The sequence below is a fragment of the Cellulomonas sp. CW35 genome (assembly GCF_052378485.1).
GTDB lineage: Bacteria > Actinomycetota > Actinomycetes > Actinomycetales > Cellulomonadaceae > Cellulomonas > Cellulomonas uda.
On sequence record NZ_CP199000.1, the window covers coordinates 653,848 to 669,319 of the forward strand.

Annotated in this window: 13 protein-coding genes; 4 read left to right on the forward strand and 9 right to left on the reverse strand. The window is 73.5% G+C overall.

All coding sequences use genetic code 11. The annotated features are described in order from the left end of the window. Window positions 1-47 precede the first annotated feature (47 nt). Entirely contained in the window at window positions 48-2,120 is a 2,073-nt protein-coding gene (locus ACT17Q_RS03125; RefSeq protein ID WP_444664684.1) for a putative bifunctional diguanylate cyclase/phosphodiesterase, read from the reverse strand. Window positions 2,121-2,284: 164 nt separating this feature from the next. Between ACT17Q_RS03125 and msrB the strand changes: the two genes are divergently transcribed. The 3 genes from msrB (at window position 2,285) to ACT17Q_RS03140 (ending at window position 4,217) form a co-directional block, all read left to right on the forward strand. After that, window positions 2,285-2,695 carry a peptide-methionine (R)-S-oxide reductase MsrB gene (gene msrB, locus ACT17Q_RS03130; RefSeq protein ID WP_094182317.1) on the forward strand — a complete coding sequence of 137 codons (411 nt, stop codon included), beginning with the start codon at window positions 2,285-2,287 and terminating at the stop codon, window positions 2,693-2,695. A 165-nt stretch (window positions 2,696-2,860) separates the two neighbouring features. Further along, window positions 2,861-3,613, forward strand: coding sequence for a nuclease-related domain-containing protein (locus ACT17Q_RS03135; protein WP_268532005.1), 753 nt, complete (start codon window positions 2,861-2,863; stop codon window positions 3,611-3,613). 127 nt (window positions 3,614-3,740) lie between these two features. Next, a complete protein-coding gene (locus ACT17Q_RS03140) occupies window positions 3,741-4,217 on the forward strand; it encodes a MarR family winged helix-turn-helix transcriptional regulator (protein ID WP_094180880.1) in 477 nt (158 codons plus the stop codon). Window positions 4,218-4,347: 130 nt separating this feature from the next. On the opposite strand, the gene ACT17Q_RS03145 is transcribed toward ACT17Q_RS03140, so the two are convergent. From ACT17Q_RS03145 to ACT17Q_RS03155, 3 genes are all read right to left on the reverse strand, one after another. After that, window positions 4,348-5,916, reverse strand: a complete 1,569-nt coding sequence (locus ACT17Q_RS03145) for an MDR family MFS transporter (protein WP_444665354.1) — start codon at window positions 5,914-5,916, stop codon at window positions 4,348-4,350. Between the two features lie 169 nt (window positions 5,917-6,085). Continuing rightward, on the reverse strand, window positions 6,086-6,565 hold the full coding sequence (locus ACT17Q_RS03150; protein ID WP_444664687.1) for a MarR family winged helix-turn-helix transcriptional regulator: 480 nt from the start codon (window positions 6,563-6,565) through the stop codon (window positions 6,086-6,088). A 144-nt stretch (window positions 6,566-6,709) separates the two neighbouring features. Beyond that, window positions 6,710-8,248, reverse strand: a complete 1,539-nt coding sequence (locus tag ACT17Q_RS03155) for a sugar porter family MFS transporter (RefSeq protein ID WP_444664689.1) — start codon at window positions 8,246-8,248, stop codon at window positions 6,710-6,712. Between the two features lie 201 nt (window positions 8,249-8,449). Here ACT17Q_RS03155 and ACT17Q_RS03160 point away from each other — a divergent pair, with 201 nt between their 5' ends. Next, a complete protein-coding gene (locus tag ACT17Q_RS03160; RefSeq protein WP_232514439.1) occupies window positions 8,450-9,085 on the forward strand; it encodes a hypothetical protein in 636 nt (211 codons plus the stop codon). A 46-nt stretch (window positions 9,086-9,131) separates the two neighbouring features. Here the strand turns inward: ACT17Q_RS03160 and ACT17Q_RS03165 are convergent, their stop codons facing one another. The 5 genes from ACT17Q_RS03165 to mshD form a co-directional block, all read right to left on the reverse strand. Then, a complete protein-coding gene (locus ACT17Q_RS03165; protein ID WP_444664691.1) occupies window positions 9,132-10,133 on the reverse strand; it encodes an anion permease in 1,002 nt (333 codons plus the stop codon). Between the two features lie 5 nt (window positions 10,134-10,138). Beyond that, a complete protein-coding gene (locus ACT17Q_RS03170) occupies window positions 10,139-10,759 on the reverse strand; it encodes a DUF47 domain-containing protein (protein ID WP_094180877.1) in 621 nt (206 codons plus the stop codon). A 368-nt stretch (window positions 10,760-11,127) separates the two neighbouring features. Next, a complete protein-coding gene (locus ACT17Q_RS03175; protein WP_444664694.1) occupies window positions 11,128-12,099 on the reverse strand; it encodes an NUDIX hydrolase in 972 nt (323 codons plus the stop codon). Beyond that, the gene (locus ACT17Q_RS03180; protein WP_444664696.1) at window positions 12,096-14,336 is read right to left on the reverse strand and encodes an RNA degradosome polyphosphate kinase; all 2,241 of its coding nucleotides are present in this window, start codon (window positions 14,334-14,336) and stop codon (window positions 12,096-12,098) included. Before ACT17Q_RS03180 ends, ACT17Q_RS03175 begins: the two co-directional genes overlap by 4 nt. After that, the gene (gene mshD, locus ACT17Q_RS03185; RefSeq protein WP_141318922.1) at window positions 14,333-15,319 is read right to left on the reverse strand and encodes a mycothiol synthase; all 987 of its coding nucleotides are present in this window, start codon (window positions 15,317-15,319) and stop codon (window positions 14,333-14,335) included. Before mshD ends, ACT17Q_RS03180 begins: the two co-directional genes overlap by 4 nt. Between the last annotated feature and the right edge of the window lie 153 nt (window positions 15,320-15,472).

Below are 15,472 nucleotides of genomic sequence, written 5' to 3' on the forward strand. Positions count from 1 at the left end.
GACGGCCCCGTGACTTGAGCGGTTGGCCCGACTTTCTCCGGATGATCTCACGCGCCCCGGGCGCCGCGCACGCGTGGCGCGCGCGCGGGGCGCTGCGCTGCGGGGACCTCCTCGGGCGGCACGGCGGGGGAGTACCAGAACCCCTGGGCGCGGTCGACCCCGAGCCGGCGCAGCGTCGCCGCGGTCTGCTCGTCCTCGACGCCCTCGGCGACGACGCGCAGCCCGAACGAGTGCGCCAGGTCGACCATGGCCTGCACGACGACCTCGGACCGCTCGCCGTCGCCGTCGCGCAGGTCGGCGACGAACAGCCGGTCGATCTTGAGCTCGCCGACCGGCAGGTCGCGCAGCTGCGAGATGGACGTGTTGCCGATGCCGAAGTCGTCGATCGCGACGTGCACGCCCAGTGCGCCGAGTCGCTCCAGCACGGGCACGATGCGCGAGGGGTCCGCGACGAGCGCGGTCTCGGTGATCTCGACCTCGAGCAGTGCCGCGGGCACGTCGTGCTCGACCAGCAGCCCCTCGATCGCGTCGACCACCGCGGTCGTCGTGACGTCGTGCGCGGACAGGTTGACCGCGACCGGCAGCGGCGTGCCCGCCTCGCGCCACCGTGCGAGCTGGGTGATCGCGCTGGTCAGCGCGAACCGGGTGAGCTCGTGGATGAGGCCCGACTGCTCCGCCAGCGGGATGAACGCGCCCGGCAGCAGCAGCCCGCGCGTCGGGTGGTCCCAGCGCATCAGGGCCTCGTACCCGACGGGGCGGCCCGTCTCGAGGGACACCTTCGGCTGGTAGTGCATGACGAGCTCGGACTCGCCGACGGGCGCCTCGATCGCGTGGTGCAGGTCGCCCAGCAGGACGAGGCGCTGCGGCGAGGAGTGGTCCTCGTCGGGGTCGTACACCGCGACGCCCGTGCGGTGGTGCTTGGCGGAGTACATCGCGACGTCCGCGGTGCGCATGAGCGACGAGGCGTCGCTCGCGTGGTCCGGGATGCACGCGACCCCCACGGACGTCTCCACGTGCAGGGACATCTCCCCGAGCTGGAACGGCGGGATGAACAGCTGGCGCACGCGGCGGGCCAGCCGCTCGGCGTTCGCGACCGACCGCACGTCGGGCAGGAGCACCGCGAACTCGTCGCCGCCGAGCCGCGCGACGACGTCCTCGTCGCGCAGCGCGCCGCGCAGCCGCTCCGCGACCTGCTCGAGCAGCTCGTCGCCGTGGTCGTGCCCGAGCGAGTCGTTGATGTCCTTGAACCGGTCGATGTCGAGCAGCACCAGGCCGACCCGACCGCCGGACCGCAGCGCCTCGGCGACGTCGCGACGCATGCGGTCCGCGAGCAGGCGACGGTTCGGCAGGCCGGTCAGCGAGTCGAGCAGCGCGAGCCGCGCGTTCTCCATCGCCGACGCCTGCAGGCGCTTGGACGTCGCGTGCACGGTGCGGAACAGCAGGAGCCACAGGGCGACCAGCCCGCCGCCGACGACGAGCGTGACGGTGCCGCGGGCCTGCGCGAGCGTGGCGACCGCCTCGGTGTGGTCGAGCACGATCTCGGCCGCGCCGATCACCGGATCGGAGCTGCCCGCACCCGGTGCGGCGGAGGGCAGCGGTGTGCCGATCACCGCGCCCGCCAGGTCCCGCGCGTCCGACGCCCGCACGGGCACGTACACGTCGAGCACCTCGGTGACGGTCGCACCCGTGCCGATCGAGTCCACCTGGTTGACGTCGTCGAGCACCTGCGCGTCGGCCTCACCGTCGGCGAGCACCTGCGCGAGCCGCTCGGTGTCCGGGAAGCCCACGGTGGCGTCGGTCGAGCTGTACATCAGCGCGCCCGCGGTGCTCCACAGCCGCAGCTCGACGAGGCGCGACGAGAACAGCGAGGTCGCGCTGCGCACGGACTCACGCTGCGCATCGCCGAGCACCGCGATGTCGAACGCCTCGGGCGGCAGCGGTGCGGCGGCGTACGCCATGACCGAGGCCGCCGACTGCGTGCCGTCGCGCACCGACTGCTCGTGCATGACCCGCCCGGTCATCCACACGAGCGCGACGCCGAGGGCGGCCATGGCGAGGAAGCTCACGACGCCGAAGTAGCGCGTGAGCGACCAGCGTCGCCGTGCGGCGGCTCGCGCCACGGGGCCTCCCTCCGGTCCGCCCGGTCCCTACCGGAGGTTAGGCGGTGGCGGCCCCCGCGGCGAGCACCACCCGTCCTCGACGCGCGGGAACGACCGCGCACGTGGTCGTGTTGAGGGCGATGGACGGCGCGCACGACGCGCGTCGCGGGCGAGGAGGTGGGCACGTGACGTACGAGGTCACGAAGACCGACGAGCAGTGGGCGCTCGAGCTCGAGCCGCAGGAGTTCGCGGTCCTGCGGCGCGCGGGCACCGAGCGCGCGTTCACGGGCGCGCTGCTCGACGAGAAGCGCCGCGGCGTGTACCGGTGTCGCGCGTGCGGTGGCGAGCTGTTCTCGTCGGACGCGAAGTTCGACTCGCACTGCGGGTGGCCGAGCTTCTTCACGCCGCTCGCGGGCGACGCGGTCGAGCTGGTCGAGGACCGGTCGCACGGGATGGTCCGCACGGAGGTGCGGTGCGCCCGGTGCGGCTCGCACCTGGGCCACGTGTTCGACGACGCGCCCCAGACGCCGACCGGCGACCGGTTCTGCATGAACTCGGTGAGCCTGACGTTCGAGCCGGTGGACGCCCAGGGCTGAGGACCGGACCGTCAGCCGGACGAGGGCTCCCGACCCGCCGCCCGGGTGCCGGGAGCACCCGTCCGGGCCTCGTCGGCGGGACACGCCTGATCCGTTCGGTCGACACGCCGGGCGAACCTGCGAGACGGGCTGAAGCCGGGGCCCGTACGCGCCGATAATGACCGCGTGGACGAGGTGCTCACGGTGCGACGGTGGCGGCGGTACGGCGCCGACCGGCTCTACGTGACCCACGAGACCGGTGCGCGGGTCGGGTCGATCGACCTGCAGTCGGGTGAGGTGGTCGTCGAGGAGCCGGAGCTCGAGGAGGGCCTGCGCCGGGCGGCGCAGGAGTTCCTGCGCGGCGACGGCAACGAGATCACGCTCCCGCTGCCCCGCCAGCCGTTCGGCGAGCCCGAGCGCACCGCGCTGCACGCGTGGCTCGGCCCCACGGACGAGCCGCGCGCGGAGCGCGGCGCACCGCTGCGCACGCGCCTCGAGCGCCTGTACGCCGAGGGCTGGCACGTGGTGCACGACGTGCCGCTCGGCCGGCAGGGGACGGTCGTGGAGCACCTGCTCGTCGGCCCCGGCGGCATCCTGACCGTCGCGGAGCGCGGCACGCCCGGCGAGCGCGTGGTCGTGCGTGGCCGGCTCATGACGATCGGCGGGACGGCCGTCGGCCACCTGCACGCGGCCCGCATGGAGGCCGCGCGGGTGCAGGGGCTGCTGCTGCGCGCGGGGTGCGCCGACATCACGGTCCGGGCGCTCGTCGTCGTCCGCGGGGAGCTGCAGGTCGAGGCCCCGCCCGCGCCCGGGGAGGCCGTCGTCGTGACGCGTGGCGAGCTGCCGCGCGCGATCCGCGGGCTCCCACCCGTGCTCGAGCCGGACCGTGTCGCGGCCGTCGCGCACGTCGCCCGGCAGCGCGTCACCTGGACGCGATAGCACCTGGATGCGCCCGATCCGGGCCATCGGGCACGGACCGGCGCAGAACGTTCACCCCTTCGGGCTCGACGTCGGCCCGGGCGAACCGTTCCCACAGGGGCACCTCACGCGCCAAGATGTGCGCGTGATGGACGACGACCTGCAACAGCTCGAGCGCGAGCTCGGCTTGTTCCTGCGCCGAGCGACCGCGTCCTCGACCGCGATGGCGCGGCGGGTGCACCCGGAGCTCGAGCCCTCGGCGTACGAGCTGCTCGCGCTCATCGAGCGGACGCCCGGGGTGCGCGCGAGCGACCTGGCCGCGTACATCGGGGTGGGACGCGGGACGATGTCCCGCCAGCTCGCGCGGCTCGGCGCGCTGGGGCTCCTGACGCGCTCGCCCGACCCGGACGACTTCCGCGGCCAGCTCCTCGCGCTGACGCCCGAGGGGTCGTGCCGGCTCGCCTCCGCGCAGCAGGCGCGGACCGACTTCCTGGCCCGCGCGCTCGAGGACTGGGCGCCGGAGCAGATCTCCCAGCTCACCGCGCAGCTGGGCCGGCTCAACCGCGACCTGTCCTCGGCGTGGGCGACGCAGCCCGCGACGCCGGCCGCGTCGGCGGTGGGCTGACCTCGACGGCTTCACGCCGTGGCTCGACCTGCGGACGACGACCACGCTGGGGTGCACCTGAGCGGACGGTCGGACCGACGACGACGGGGACGGGCGCGGGGCGAGCCCCCGTCGTCGTCGGGGTGGGACGTCAGCGGCGTCGCGCGCCGTCCGCGAGCTCGTCGCGCACCTGCTCGTCGGTGGCCTGCTCGTCGAGGAGCTGCTCGACGCCCGAGCGCCGGCCGAGCGGCACCTCCTTGAGGAACAGCACCGCCACCAGCGAGATGAGCGCGACGGGCGCCGCGAACAGGAACAGGTCGGCGATCGCGTCACCGAACGACTGCTCGACGACCGTGCGCACCGGGCCGGGGAGCGTCGACAGGTCGGGCAGCGTGCCGTCGCCGCCCATCGCGCGCGGGTCGATGCCCAGCTTGCTCAGGCCGGTGACGATGTAGTCCGTCGAGCGGTTCGACAGGACCGCGCCGAGCACCGAGACGCCGATCGCGCCACCGAGCGTGCGGAAGAACGCGACGGTCGAGGTGCCGGAGCCGACCTCGGAGACGTGCAGCGTGTTCTGCACGGCGAGCACCAGGTTCTGCATGAGCATGCCGACGCCCGCACCGAGGATCACCATGTACGCGCTGACGAGCACGAAGCTCGTGTCGTAGTGGATCGTGCCCATGAGGCCGATGCCGGCGGTGAGCACCGCGGCGCCCCAGATCATGAACGCCTTGTAGCGGCCCGTCTTGGAGATGATCTGGCCGGACACGGTCGACGAGACGAGCACGCCCGCGATCATCGGGATCGTCATGAGGCCCGACTCGGTCGGGGTCTTGCCGCGGGCGAGCTGCATGTACTGGCTGAGGAACACCGAGGTGCCGAACATCGCGATGCCCACCGCGATGCTGGCGATGACGGACAGCACGAGCGTGCGGTTGCGGAACAGGTGCAGCGGGATGATCGGCTCCGCCGCGCGGGACTCGACCCACAGCGCGGCCGCGAGCGTGACGACGGCACCGCCGACCATCGCGGCGGTCTGCCACGAGGCCCAGTCGAACGAGCTGCCGGCGAACGTGATCCACAGCAGGAGCAGCGCGATGCCGACCGAGATCAGCGTGGCGCCCCAGTAGTCGATCCGCACCACGCGGCGCGCGACCGTGGGCAGGTGCAGCGTGCGCTGGAGGACGACGATCGCGAAGATCGCGAACGGCAGCCCGACGAAGAAGTTGGCGCGCCACGTGAGCGAGGAGTCGGTGATGACCCCGCCGAGCAGCGGGCCGCCGACCATCGAGATGCCCATGATCGCGCCCATGAGGCCCATGTACCGGCCGCGCTCGCGGGGGCTGATGATGTCCGCGATCAGCACGGTGCCGAGCGCCGTCATGCCGCCCGCGCCGACGCCCTGCAGGGCGCGCATCGCGATGAGCATGTCGGTGTTGTGCGCGAGGCCGGCCAGCGCGGACGACACGACGGTCACGGCCAGCGCGAGCTGCACGAGCAGCTTGCGGCTCACGAGGTCGGCGAGCTTGCCCCAGATCGGCGTGGAGATCGTGGTGGTCAGCAGGGTCGCGGTGACGACCCAGGTGAACGCCGACTGGCTCCCGCCGAGGTCGGTGATGATGCGGGGCAGCGAGGACGACACGACGCTCGTGGCGAGCATCGAGACGAACATCCCGAGCAGGATGCCGGAGAGCGCCTCGAGGACCTCGCGGCGGGTCATGGCGGGCGCGGTGGTGCCGGGCGCGGTGGTGCCGGGCGCGGTGGTGCCGGGTGCGCCGGGCGGGGTGGGGTGCTGGGACACGGTGTTCCTGGTTCTCTTCGTGCGGTCGGGGCCCGGCGTCGTCGGCGGGGTGCTGTGCGGCTGGTGCGAGGGGGAGCGCGAGGCGGCGTCAGGCGGGTGCGCGGTCGGGCAGGACGCTCGCGCGGTCGAACGTCGCGCTGAGCCGGACGAGCACCTCGGTGGCCGCCGCGAGGTCGCGGTCGTCCCAGTCGGCGAACAGGTCGGCGGTGCGCTCTGCGAGGGCCGCCTCGATCTCCTCGGCGCGCGCGACGCCCGCGGGGGTCAGGTGCAGCGTGCGGGCCCGGCGGTCGTCGGTGTCGACGATGCGCTCGACGAGGCCGTCGTCGACGAGCTGGCTGACCTGGCGGCTGGCGACGGACACGTCGACCCGCATGAGGTGTGCGACGTCGCCGACCTGGGTGGGGTTCCCCTCGCGGGCGCGTGTCGCGAGGGTGCGGATGAGCGCGGCGGTGGCCCGGCTGCAGTCGATGCCGCGGACGAGGGGTGCGCTCGCGTCGCGCAGCGTGCGCCAGAACGTCTCGGCGGCACGGAGCATCGCGAGCTCGGGGTTCTGCTGGTGGGCGGTCACGGGGTCCTCACTGGTGGTTGCTGCATGCAACTGTACGCGCCGATGTGTGCAGTATGCAACGAAACCGGGCGTCTCGTGGCTCACACGCCGAGCGCCGCCCCCGGCAGGGAGCGGCGCTCGCGACGGACGGCCCGGCGGGGCGCGTCAGGCGGTCTGCCCGCGGCGCTGGACCCGCACGCCCTCCATGTCCTCGAGCTCGACGCCCTTCGTCTCCGGCACGCGCCAGAGCGTGAACACGAACGACAGCGCCGCGAACAGCGCGTACATGAAGTACGGCACCGACGCGCCGAACGCTCCCAGCAGCGGCGGGAACGAGATCGTGATGAGGAAGTTCGCGATCCACTGCGCGGCCGCGGCGACGCCGAGGGCAGCGGCCCGGATGCGGTTGGGGAACATCTCGCCCAGCAGCACCCACACCAGCGGGCCCCACGTCGCGCCGAAGAACACGACGAACGCGTTCGCGGCGATCAGCGCGGTCGTGCCCCAGCCGTCGGGCAGCTGCGTCAGCACCTCGCCCGCGTTCTCCGGGTCGGGCACCTCATAGGAGTTGAGGAACGCGATCGCCATGACCGCCAGGCACACCGCCATCCCCGCGGAGCCGATCAGCAGCAGCGGACGGCGGCCCACCTTGTCGACGAGCGCGATCGCGATGAACGTGACGACGACGTTGGTGACCGCCGTGATCGTCGAGATCGTGAACGAGTCGCTCTCGTCGAACCCGACGGCCTGCCACAGCGTGTTCGAGTAGTAGAAGATCACGTTGATCCCGACGAACTGCTGGAACACCGACAGCAGGATCCCGACCCACACCACCGGCAGGAGCCCGAACCGCGGCCCGCGCAGGCTCGCCTTGGGCGCGTGCTCGTCGCTGCGGATCGTGTTCTCGATCTCGGCGACCCGGTCGGCGGCCTCCTCGCGCGTGCCGAGCACGTCCGTCAGCACCGCCAGCGCCTCGTCCTGGCGGCCCTTGCTCACCAGGTAGCGCGGCGACTCGGGGATGCGCAGCGCGAGGATCCCGTACACCGTGGCGGGCACCACCGCGACGATGAACATCCACCGCCACGCCTCGAGCCCGAGCCACAGCTCGCCCGCCGCGTCCGCGCCCTCGCCCGGCGTCGCCAGCGCGAGCAGCTGGTCGGACAGCAGCGCGGCGAAGATGCCGATGACGATCGCGAGCTGCTGCAGCGAGCCGAGCCGCCCGCGGATCACCGCGGGCGCGATCTCCGCGATGTAGGCGGGTGCGATCACGGACGCGATGCCGATGCCGACCCCCGCGAGGAACCGCCACAGGATCAGGTCCCACACGCCGAACGCGATACCGGACAGGATCGACGAGACGAAGAACAGCACCGCGCCGATGAACATGACGCGCGTGCGGCCGTACCGGTCCGCGAGCCGACCGCCCAGCCAGGCACCGAGCGCGCAGCCCAGCAGCGCGACCGCGACCGCGAAGCCCGACAGCGCGTCGCTGAGGCCGAACTCGTCGGTGAACGCCTTGACCGCGCCGTTGATGACCGACGAGTCGAAGCCGAACAGGAACCCGCCGACCGCCGCCGCCACGGCGAGCGCGACGGCCTTCCCGTGGTGCGGGCTGCGCCGGGCGTCCGCGGGACCCCCGGCACCCCCCGGCCCGCCGCTGCGGACCGTCTCCGGACCTGTGGACGCCTCCGGACCTGTGGACATGGTGTGCGCCCCTCTCGTCACGTCGCGGCCCCGTCGCGCCGCCCCGAGGTCCACCCTGACGCCGACGCCCGTGCGCTGCACGTCGAGAGGTGGCACGTCGAGCGCCCACGGTGCCGTCCGCGTTGCTATCTGCGACGACGGCTGCGACGTCGGCCGATGCCCGGGCGGCCCGCTCGGGGGAGACTGGGCGCGGAGGTGACGATGTCCGACGAACCGCGCCGGCCCCGGCGTCCCGCGATGCTCGACCCCCAGGCGGCGGACGAGCTGCCCGGCGAGCTCGACCCCGCGCTGCGTGCCGAGGTCGCGCACACGACCGCGGCCGCGCTCGTCCACCAGGGCCGCGCCAACCAGGACCCGCAGGTGGTGGCCCGGCTGGTCGCGCTCGTCGAGACCGAGGGGCTGGACGTGGTCGCCGGGCTGTGGTCCGACAGCGCGCCCGCGACGCTGCCCGGCGCGCTGTGGCGGCTGTACGTGCTGCGCGAGTGGGTGCGCCGCGACCCGGAGACCATCGCCGACCGGTACCGGCAGGGCACCGCCGCGGTCCCGGTGCACGACGTGGTCGCGGGCGTCGCACAGGCACCGGGGCCCGCCGACGTGCGGGCGGTGGCCGACGCCGTGCTCTCGGGCGTCTACACGGGCGACCTCGACGTCGCGCTCGAGCGGGCGGGCGCGTTCTGCCGCGTGCTGGCCGCGGGGGCCGCGATCGACGCCGACCACCTGGACGCGGTCGACCCGCGCGGGGCGACGCGTCAGACGTTCGGCGCGTCCGCGCTGCTGCGCACGGCCGAGGAGCTCGAGCACGCCGCACAGCTGTGGCGCGCCGGCCGGCTCGAGTAGGGCCGGGGCCGCGTCGCGGTGCGGGTGGCCCGCAGCGTGGCGCGGGTCAGCCGAGGAAGGGGTGGACGAGCAGCGTGAACACCGCGGCGACGAGCGCGGCCGCGGGGATCGTCAGGATCCACGCGATCGCGATGTTCTTGGCCACGCCCCAGCGCACGGCGGACAGACGCTTGGTCGCGCCCACGCCCATGATGGCCGAGGTGATCGTGTGCGTCGTCGAGACCGGCGCGTGCAGCACGAACGCGTTGACGTAGAGCACCGTGGCGGACACCGACTCGGCGACGAACCCGCGCGCCGGGTCGAGCTCGATGATCTTGCGACCGAGCGTGCGCATGATGCGCCAGCCACCGGAGTACGTGCCCGCGGAGATCGCGGCGGCCGCGGCGAGCTTGACCCACAGCGGGATCTCGCCCGGCTCGGCCCAGCCGACCGCGGCGAGCGCCATGACGATGACGCCCATGGTCTTCTGCGCGTCCTGCAGGCCGTGCCCGAGCGCCATCGCGGCGGCGGAGACGGTCTGCGCGAGGCGGAACCGGCGCGTCGCGCGCGACGGGTTGGCGTTCTTCACGACCCACAGCAGCGCGACCATGATGAGGAACGCGAGCCCGAAGCCCACGAGCGGCGAGAAGATCATCGGCAGGACGACCTTGTCGACGATCGCGGAGCCGTACACGCCGAGACCGCCGGCGACCCCCGCGCCGACGAGCCCGCCGATGAGCGCGTGCGTCGACGACGACGGCAGCCCGAACCACCACGTGATCATGTTCCAGGTGATCGCACCGACCAGCGCGCACAGCACCACGACGAGCTGGGTGTGCGCGGGCGCGTCGCCGAGGTCGACGATCGACTTCGCGATCGTCTCGGCGACCTCGGTACCGAGCAGGGCGCCGGCGAAGTTCATCACCGCGGCCATGAGCAGCGCGATGCGCGGCGTCAGGGCCCGCGTCGACACCGACGTGGCGATGGCGTTCGCGGCGTCGTGGAACCCGTTGGTGTAGTCGAACCCGAGAGCGAGCGCGACGACGAGGATGGCGAGCGCGACCTCCACGACGCTCAGGACTCCTTGAGGGCGATCGTCTCGACCGCGTTCGCGACCTTCTCGAAGGCGTCCGCGGCCTCCTCGAGCTTCTCGACGATCTCCTTGAGCTTGAGCAGGAGGATCGGGTCGCTGATCTCGTCGAACAGCTGCGCGAGGAGCTTGCGGTAGGACTTGTCGGCCTGGTTCTCGAGGCGGTTGACCTCGACCCAGTACTCGGCGAGCGAGTCCATCGAACGCAGGCGGGGCATGGCCTCGGCCGTGAGCTCGGCGGCGCGCTGGAGCACCTGGACCTGGTCGGCGACGCGCGGCGGCAGCTCGCCGATCTTGTACAGGACCATGAGGTCCGCGGCCTCGTCCATGAAGTCCATGCAGTCGTCGAGCGCGGACGCGAGCATGTAGATGTCGTCGCGGTCGAACGGGGTCACGAACGTCTGGTTGAGCCGACGCATGATCTGGTGCGTCGCCTCGTCGGCCAGGTGCTCGGCCTCCGACATCCGCTTGTTGAGCTCCTTGCGGGCGGCGCTGGACGCACCGAGCATCTCGCCGAGCAGGTTCGACCCTGTGACGAGGTGCTGCGCCGAGGCGGCGAACAGGTCGAAGAACGTGGTGTCGCGCGGTGTCAGGCGCAGGCGCACTTCAGGCTCCGGAGGAGGGGCGGCAGGTCGGGATCAGGCTAGTTGCACGACGACGCTCACGTGAAACGCGAGTGTCGCGGGTATGGACCCGGGGTGACAGCCGAAGTCTGCCACTGTCCGGGGCTCTCCTGGTCAGGACCTGGGTCGGGGGTTCCGGACGCGGGGGGGCATCCGGTCCCACGGCCGGGTGGTCGTGGGTGCGACGTCGGACCGGGAGCGCCTCTCGGCGCGCGGCCGCTCGAAGCGGCTGAAGATGGAGCCCGGGGCTACCGCGGCCCGACGTCGCCCGACCATCGTAAGACCCCGCGGCGGTGCGATCGACGCCGCGGGCGTGGGCACGGTCCAGGTCCAGGCCCCGGTGCCGCACGTCACAGCGGCCGGTGCACCTCGACGGCCACCACGCGCGGTCCCGCGGCGCGCTGCGCGACGTGCGCGACGAGCACCTGGCCGGGACGCAGGTAGGGGTCTGCAGCCGGGAGCGCCTCGCGGGCGCCGCGGCGCGCGTGTGCCGCGAGCGTCTCGAGCACCGTGGGGAGCACGGGCCGGTGCGTGCACAGCAGGGCGTCCTGCGTGCGGTGCAGCAGGTCCGTGACGACCTCGACCACCGCGCCCGGGTCGACCGCGTGCCCGTGCTCGGACAGCGCGGGGACGTGCTCGATCGGCACCTGCGCGTGCGACGCGTACGGCTGCGTGGTCTCGACGCAGCGCCGCCACGGGCTGGTCACGACGCGCGCGGCGCCGAACGCCGACACGACCGGCACCAGCCCCGCCGCCTGGTGGCGCCCGTCGGGCGTGAGCGGCCGGGAGGCCTCGTCGTCGGGCCACGCGGCGCGGGAGCGCGCGCTGCCGTGCCGGGCGACGACGAGCGCGCGCGTGTCCAGACGGCCGCGGGCGTGCTCCTCGACGAGCGCGACGAGCGGCACCCGGTCCGCCGGGCGGGTGAGCCGCGCCGCGGCGGCCTCGACGTCGTACCAGCGCACCTGGTCGATCTCGTCGCGCGACGCCCGCGGGATCGGCGGGCGGGCCCGCAGCGCGGCCGCGTCCTGGCGCCCGGCGACCTGCGCCGCCCAGTAGTGCACGCGCTTGAGCCGGCCGTCGGACAGCCGGTACTCGAGCGGGGGCAGCGGGACGCCCAGCACCACGTCGTGGGTGGTCTCCTCGGCGACCTCGCGCCACGCGGCCTCGACGACCGTCTCGCCCGGGTCGATCTTGCCCTTGGGCCACGACCAGTCCCGGTACCGGGGCCGGTGCACGAGCGCGACCTGCAGCCGGCCCGTGCGCACGCGCCAGACGAGGGCACCGGCCGCCTCCACGACGGCCCCGCGTGCCGGTACGGTCACCGGCCCGAGCCCGGGCGCCGCCGCTGGCGCGTGATGAGGACGGACTGCAGGTCGACCAGCGGGGTGCCGTCCTCGGCGTGCGCGTGGCGCCGCCAGGCGCCGTCCGGGCCGAGGTGCCACGAGGACGTGGTGTCCGCGACGGACTCGTCGACCAGGTCGACCAGCTCGGCGACCTGGTCGGGGTCCGCGACACGCACGAGCGCCTCGACTCGGCGGTCCAGGTTGCGGTGCATGAGGTCCGCCGAGCCGATCAGCACCTCGGGGCCCGTGAAGCCGTCGTCGTCGGCGGGTGTCGCGTGCGCGAACGCGAAGATGCGCGAGTGCTCGAGGAACCGCCCGAGGATCGAGCGCACCCGGATCGTCTCGCTCAGGCCCGGCACGCCGGGCCGCAGCGCGCAGATGCCGCGCACCACCAGGTCGACGGGCACGCCCGCCTGGCTCGCGCGGTACAGCGCGTCGATCGTGGTCTCGTCGACCATCGAGTTGACCTTGATCTTGATCCACGCGGGCTGCCCGGCCCGCGCGGCCCGCGCCTCGCGGTCGATGCGCTCCACCAGCCCGCTGCGGACCGAGCGCGGCGCGACGAGCAGGCGGTGGAACCGGCTCTTGGGGGCGTAGCCCGAGAGCTGGTTGAACAGCCGCGTCAGGTCCTGGCCGACCTCGGGGTCCGCGGTCAGCAGGCCCAGGTCGGTGTACAGGCGCGCGGTCTTCGGGTGGTAGTTGCCGGTGCCGACGTGGCTGTAGCGGCGCAGGCCGTCGGCCTCCTGGCGGACGACGAGCGAGAGCTTGCAGTGCGTCTTGAGCCCGACGATGCCGTACACCACGTGCACGCCCGCCTGCTCGAGCTTGCGTGCCCAGGAGATGTTGTTCTGCTCGTCGAACCGCGCCTTGATCTCGACGAGCGCGAGCACCTGCTTGCCGGCCTCGGCCGCGTCGATCAGGGCGTCGACGATCGGGGAGTCGCCCGACGTGCGGTACAGCGTCTGCTTGATCGCGAGGACGTTCGGGTCGGCCGCCGCCTGCTCGAGGAACGTCTGCACGCTCGTCGAGAACGAGTCGTACGGGTGGTGCAGCAGGATGTCGCGCTCGCGGATCTTGGCGAACACGTCCGTCGGCGTGGCCGACTCCACCTCGGCGAGCTGGCGGTGCGTCGTCGGGACGAACCGCGGGAACTGCAGCTCCGCGCGGTCGAGGTCCGCGATGACGTTCAGGCCCGTCTGGTCCAGCGGCGCGGGCAGCTCGTACACCTCGTCCTCGGCCATGCCGAGCTCGCGGACCAGGAGTGTGCGGATGCGCGGGCTGATCCCCTCCGCGAGCTCGAGGCGCACGGGCGGGCCGAACCGCCGGCGCAGGAGCTCCTTCTCCATGGCCTTGAGCAGGTTCTCGGCGTCGTCCTCCTCGACCTCCACGTCCTCGTTGCGCGTCACGCGGAACGTGTGGTGCTCGCGCACCTCCATGCCCGGGAACAGGTGCTCGAGGTGCTCGGAGATGACGTCCTCGACGGGCACGAAGCTCGTCGGGCCGTTCTCGACCGTCGCCGACTTCTCGTCGGGCGCGCTCGGCCGGCCCGAGGCGTCCACCACGATGAACCGCGGCAGCAGCGGCGGCACCTTGACGCGCGCGAAGTGCTCCTTGCCGGTCGTGGGGTTCACGACGACGACCGCGAGGTTGAGCGAGAGCCCGGAGATGTACGGGAACGGGTGCGCCGGGTCCACCGCGAGCGGCGTCAGCACCGGGAAGATCTGCCGGCGGAAGAACTTGCGCAGCCGGTCCTGCTCGGAGTCCCCGAGGTCCTGCCAGCGCACGAGCGTGATGCCCTCGGCGGCGAGCGCCGGCTGCACCTGGTCCGCGAACACGCGCGCGTGCCGGTCCATCAGCTCGTGCGCCTTCTCGCTGATCGCCTCGAGCACCTGGCGCGGGCTCAGGCCGGACGCCGCGGTCATCGCGATGCCCGTCGCGATGCGCCGCTTGAGGCCCGCGACGCGGACCATGAAGAACTCGTCGAGGTTCGACGCGAAGATCGCCAGGAACCGCACTCGCTCGAGCAGCGGCAGGTCCGCGTCCTCCGCGAGCTCCAGGACCCGCTGGTTGAACGCGAGCCACGACAGCTCGCGGTCGAGGAAGCGGTCGTCGGGCAGGGGGGTGCTCTCGGCGTCCCGGTGCGCCTCCTCGGCCAGCGCGAGGTGCTCGGCGATGCGGGCCTCGAGCTCGGAGTCGAGGGCGGTCGCGTCGGTCATGCGCCCATCGTGGCATCCCCGGGTGAACGCGGCGTGTCGTCGCCGAACATCACGTCGACCGCGGACCGCTCGAACCCCGCGCGGCGGTAGGTGCGGATCGCGACCTCGTTCGAGGCCTCCGTGTAGAGGATCACCTCACGCAGCCCGGCCAGGGTCAGGTGCGTCAGCCCGAGGTCCGTCAGCGCGCCGCCGAGGCCGAGGCCCTGTGCGTCCGGGTCCACGCCGACGACGTAGATCTCGCCGACGGGCTCGGGGCCGTGCTCGCCCGCGGCGTGCACCTTGGTCCACACCGAGCCGAGCAGCATGCCGTCGCGCTCCGCGAGCAGGAACCCCGCCGGGTCGAACCACGGCTCGGCCTCGCGCGCCCGCAGGTCCGCGCTGGTCATCCGGCCCTGCTCGGGGTGGTGCGCGAACGCGCGCGAGTTGACGCGACGCCACGCCTCCTCGTCCTGCCCGGGGACGAACCGGCGGACGCGCACGCCCGTCGGCAGGGTGCGGTCGGGCGCCTGCGGGCGGCGCGCGAGCTCCAGGCGCATCTGCCACAGCTCGCGCACCACCGCCATGCCGGCGGAGCGCGCGAGGGCCCGCGCCGCGGGCAGGTCGCCGTGCGCCCACACGTGCAGCGCCCGGCGCGGCGACTCGTCGGCCGTCGCGCGGGCGGCGTCCAGCAGCGCGCGGCCCATCCCCGCGCGGCGGTGGTCCGGGTGCACGACGAGCTCCGCGCGCGCGGTCGTCCCGCTGCCGACGTCGACCTGCGCGTAGCCGACGACGTGCGCGTCGGCGTCGTCGCCGGTGGTCGCGACGAGGTGCACGACGCGCGCCTCGTCGGACTCGAGCGACAGCAGCGGCTGCTCCGACAGCGGGGCGACCTCGTCGTGCACGGCCGCGGCAGCGGCCAGGGCCCGCACGGCGTCGGCGGTCACGGGTGCGAGGGGTGCGGGGCGTGCGGCCACCGCGATGCGCGCCTTCGTCGGCTCCACCATCCACCCATCCCACCACGCGAGACGGGTCGGGGGCACCAGGTCACCCGTGCGAGCGACACGTGGGCTGCGGCTCGACGCCGGTCGCGTCACGCCACCCGCAGGCGGTCGCCGAACCCCCTGTGGCACGACCCCACGGTGACGTACGTTGGTCCG

Coding starts and splice junctions, on each gene's coding strand:
- ACT17Q_RS03140 (WP_094180880.1), top strand. CDS start 3,741: ATGGACGACGACCTGCAACAGCTCGAGCGCGAGCTCGGCTTGTTCCTG.
- ACT17Q_RS03160 (WP_232514439.1), top strand. CDS start 8,450: ATGTCCGACGAACCGCGCCGGCCCCGGCGTCCCGCGATGCTCGACCCC.
- ACT17Q_RS03155 (WP_444664689.1), bottom strand. CDS start 8,248: ATGTCCACAGGTCCGGAGGCGTCCACAGGTCCGGAGACGGTCCGCAGC.
- mshD (WP_141318922.1), bottom strand. CDS start 15,319: ATGGTGGAGCCGACGAAGGCGCGCATCGCGGTGGCCGCACGCCCCGCA.
- ACT17Q_RS03145 (WP_444665354.1), bottom strand. CDS start 5,916: ATGACCCGCCGCGAGGTCCTCGAGGCGCTCTCCGGCATCCTGCTCGGG.
- ACT17Q_RS03180 (WP_444664696.1), bottom strand. CDS start 14,336: ATGACCGACGCGACCGCCCTCGACTCCGAGCTCGAGGCCCGCATCGCC.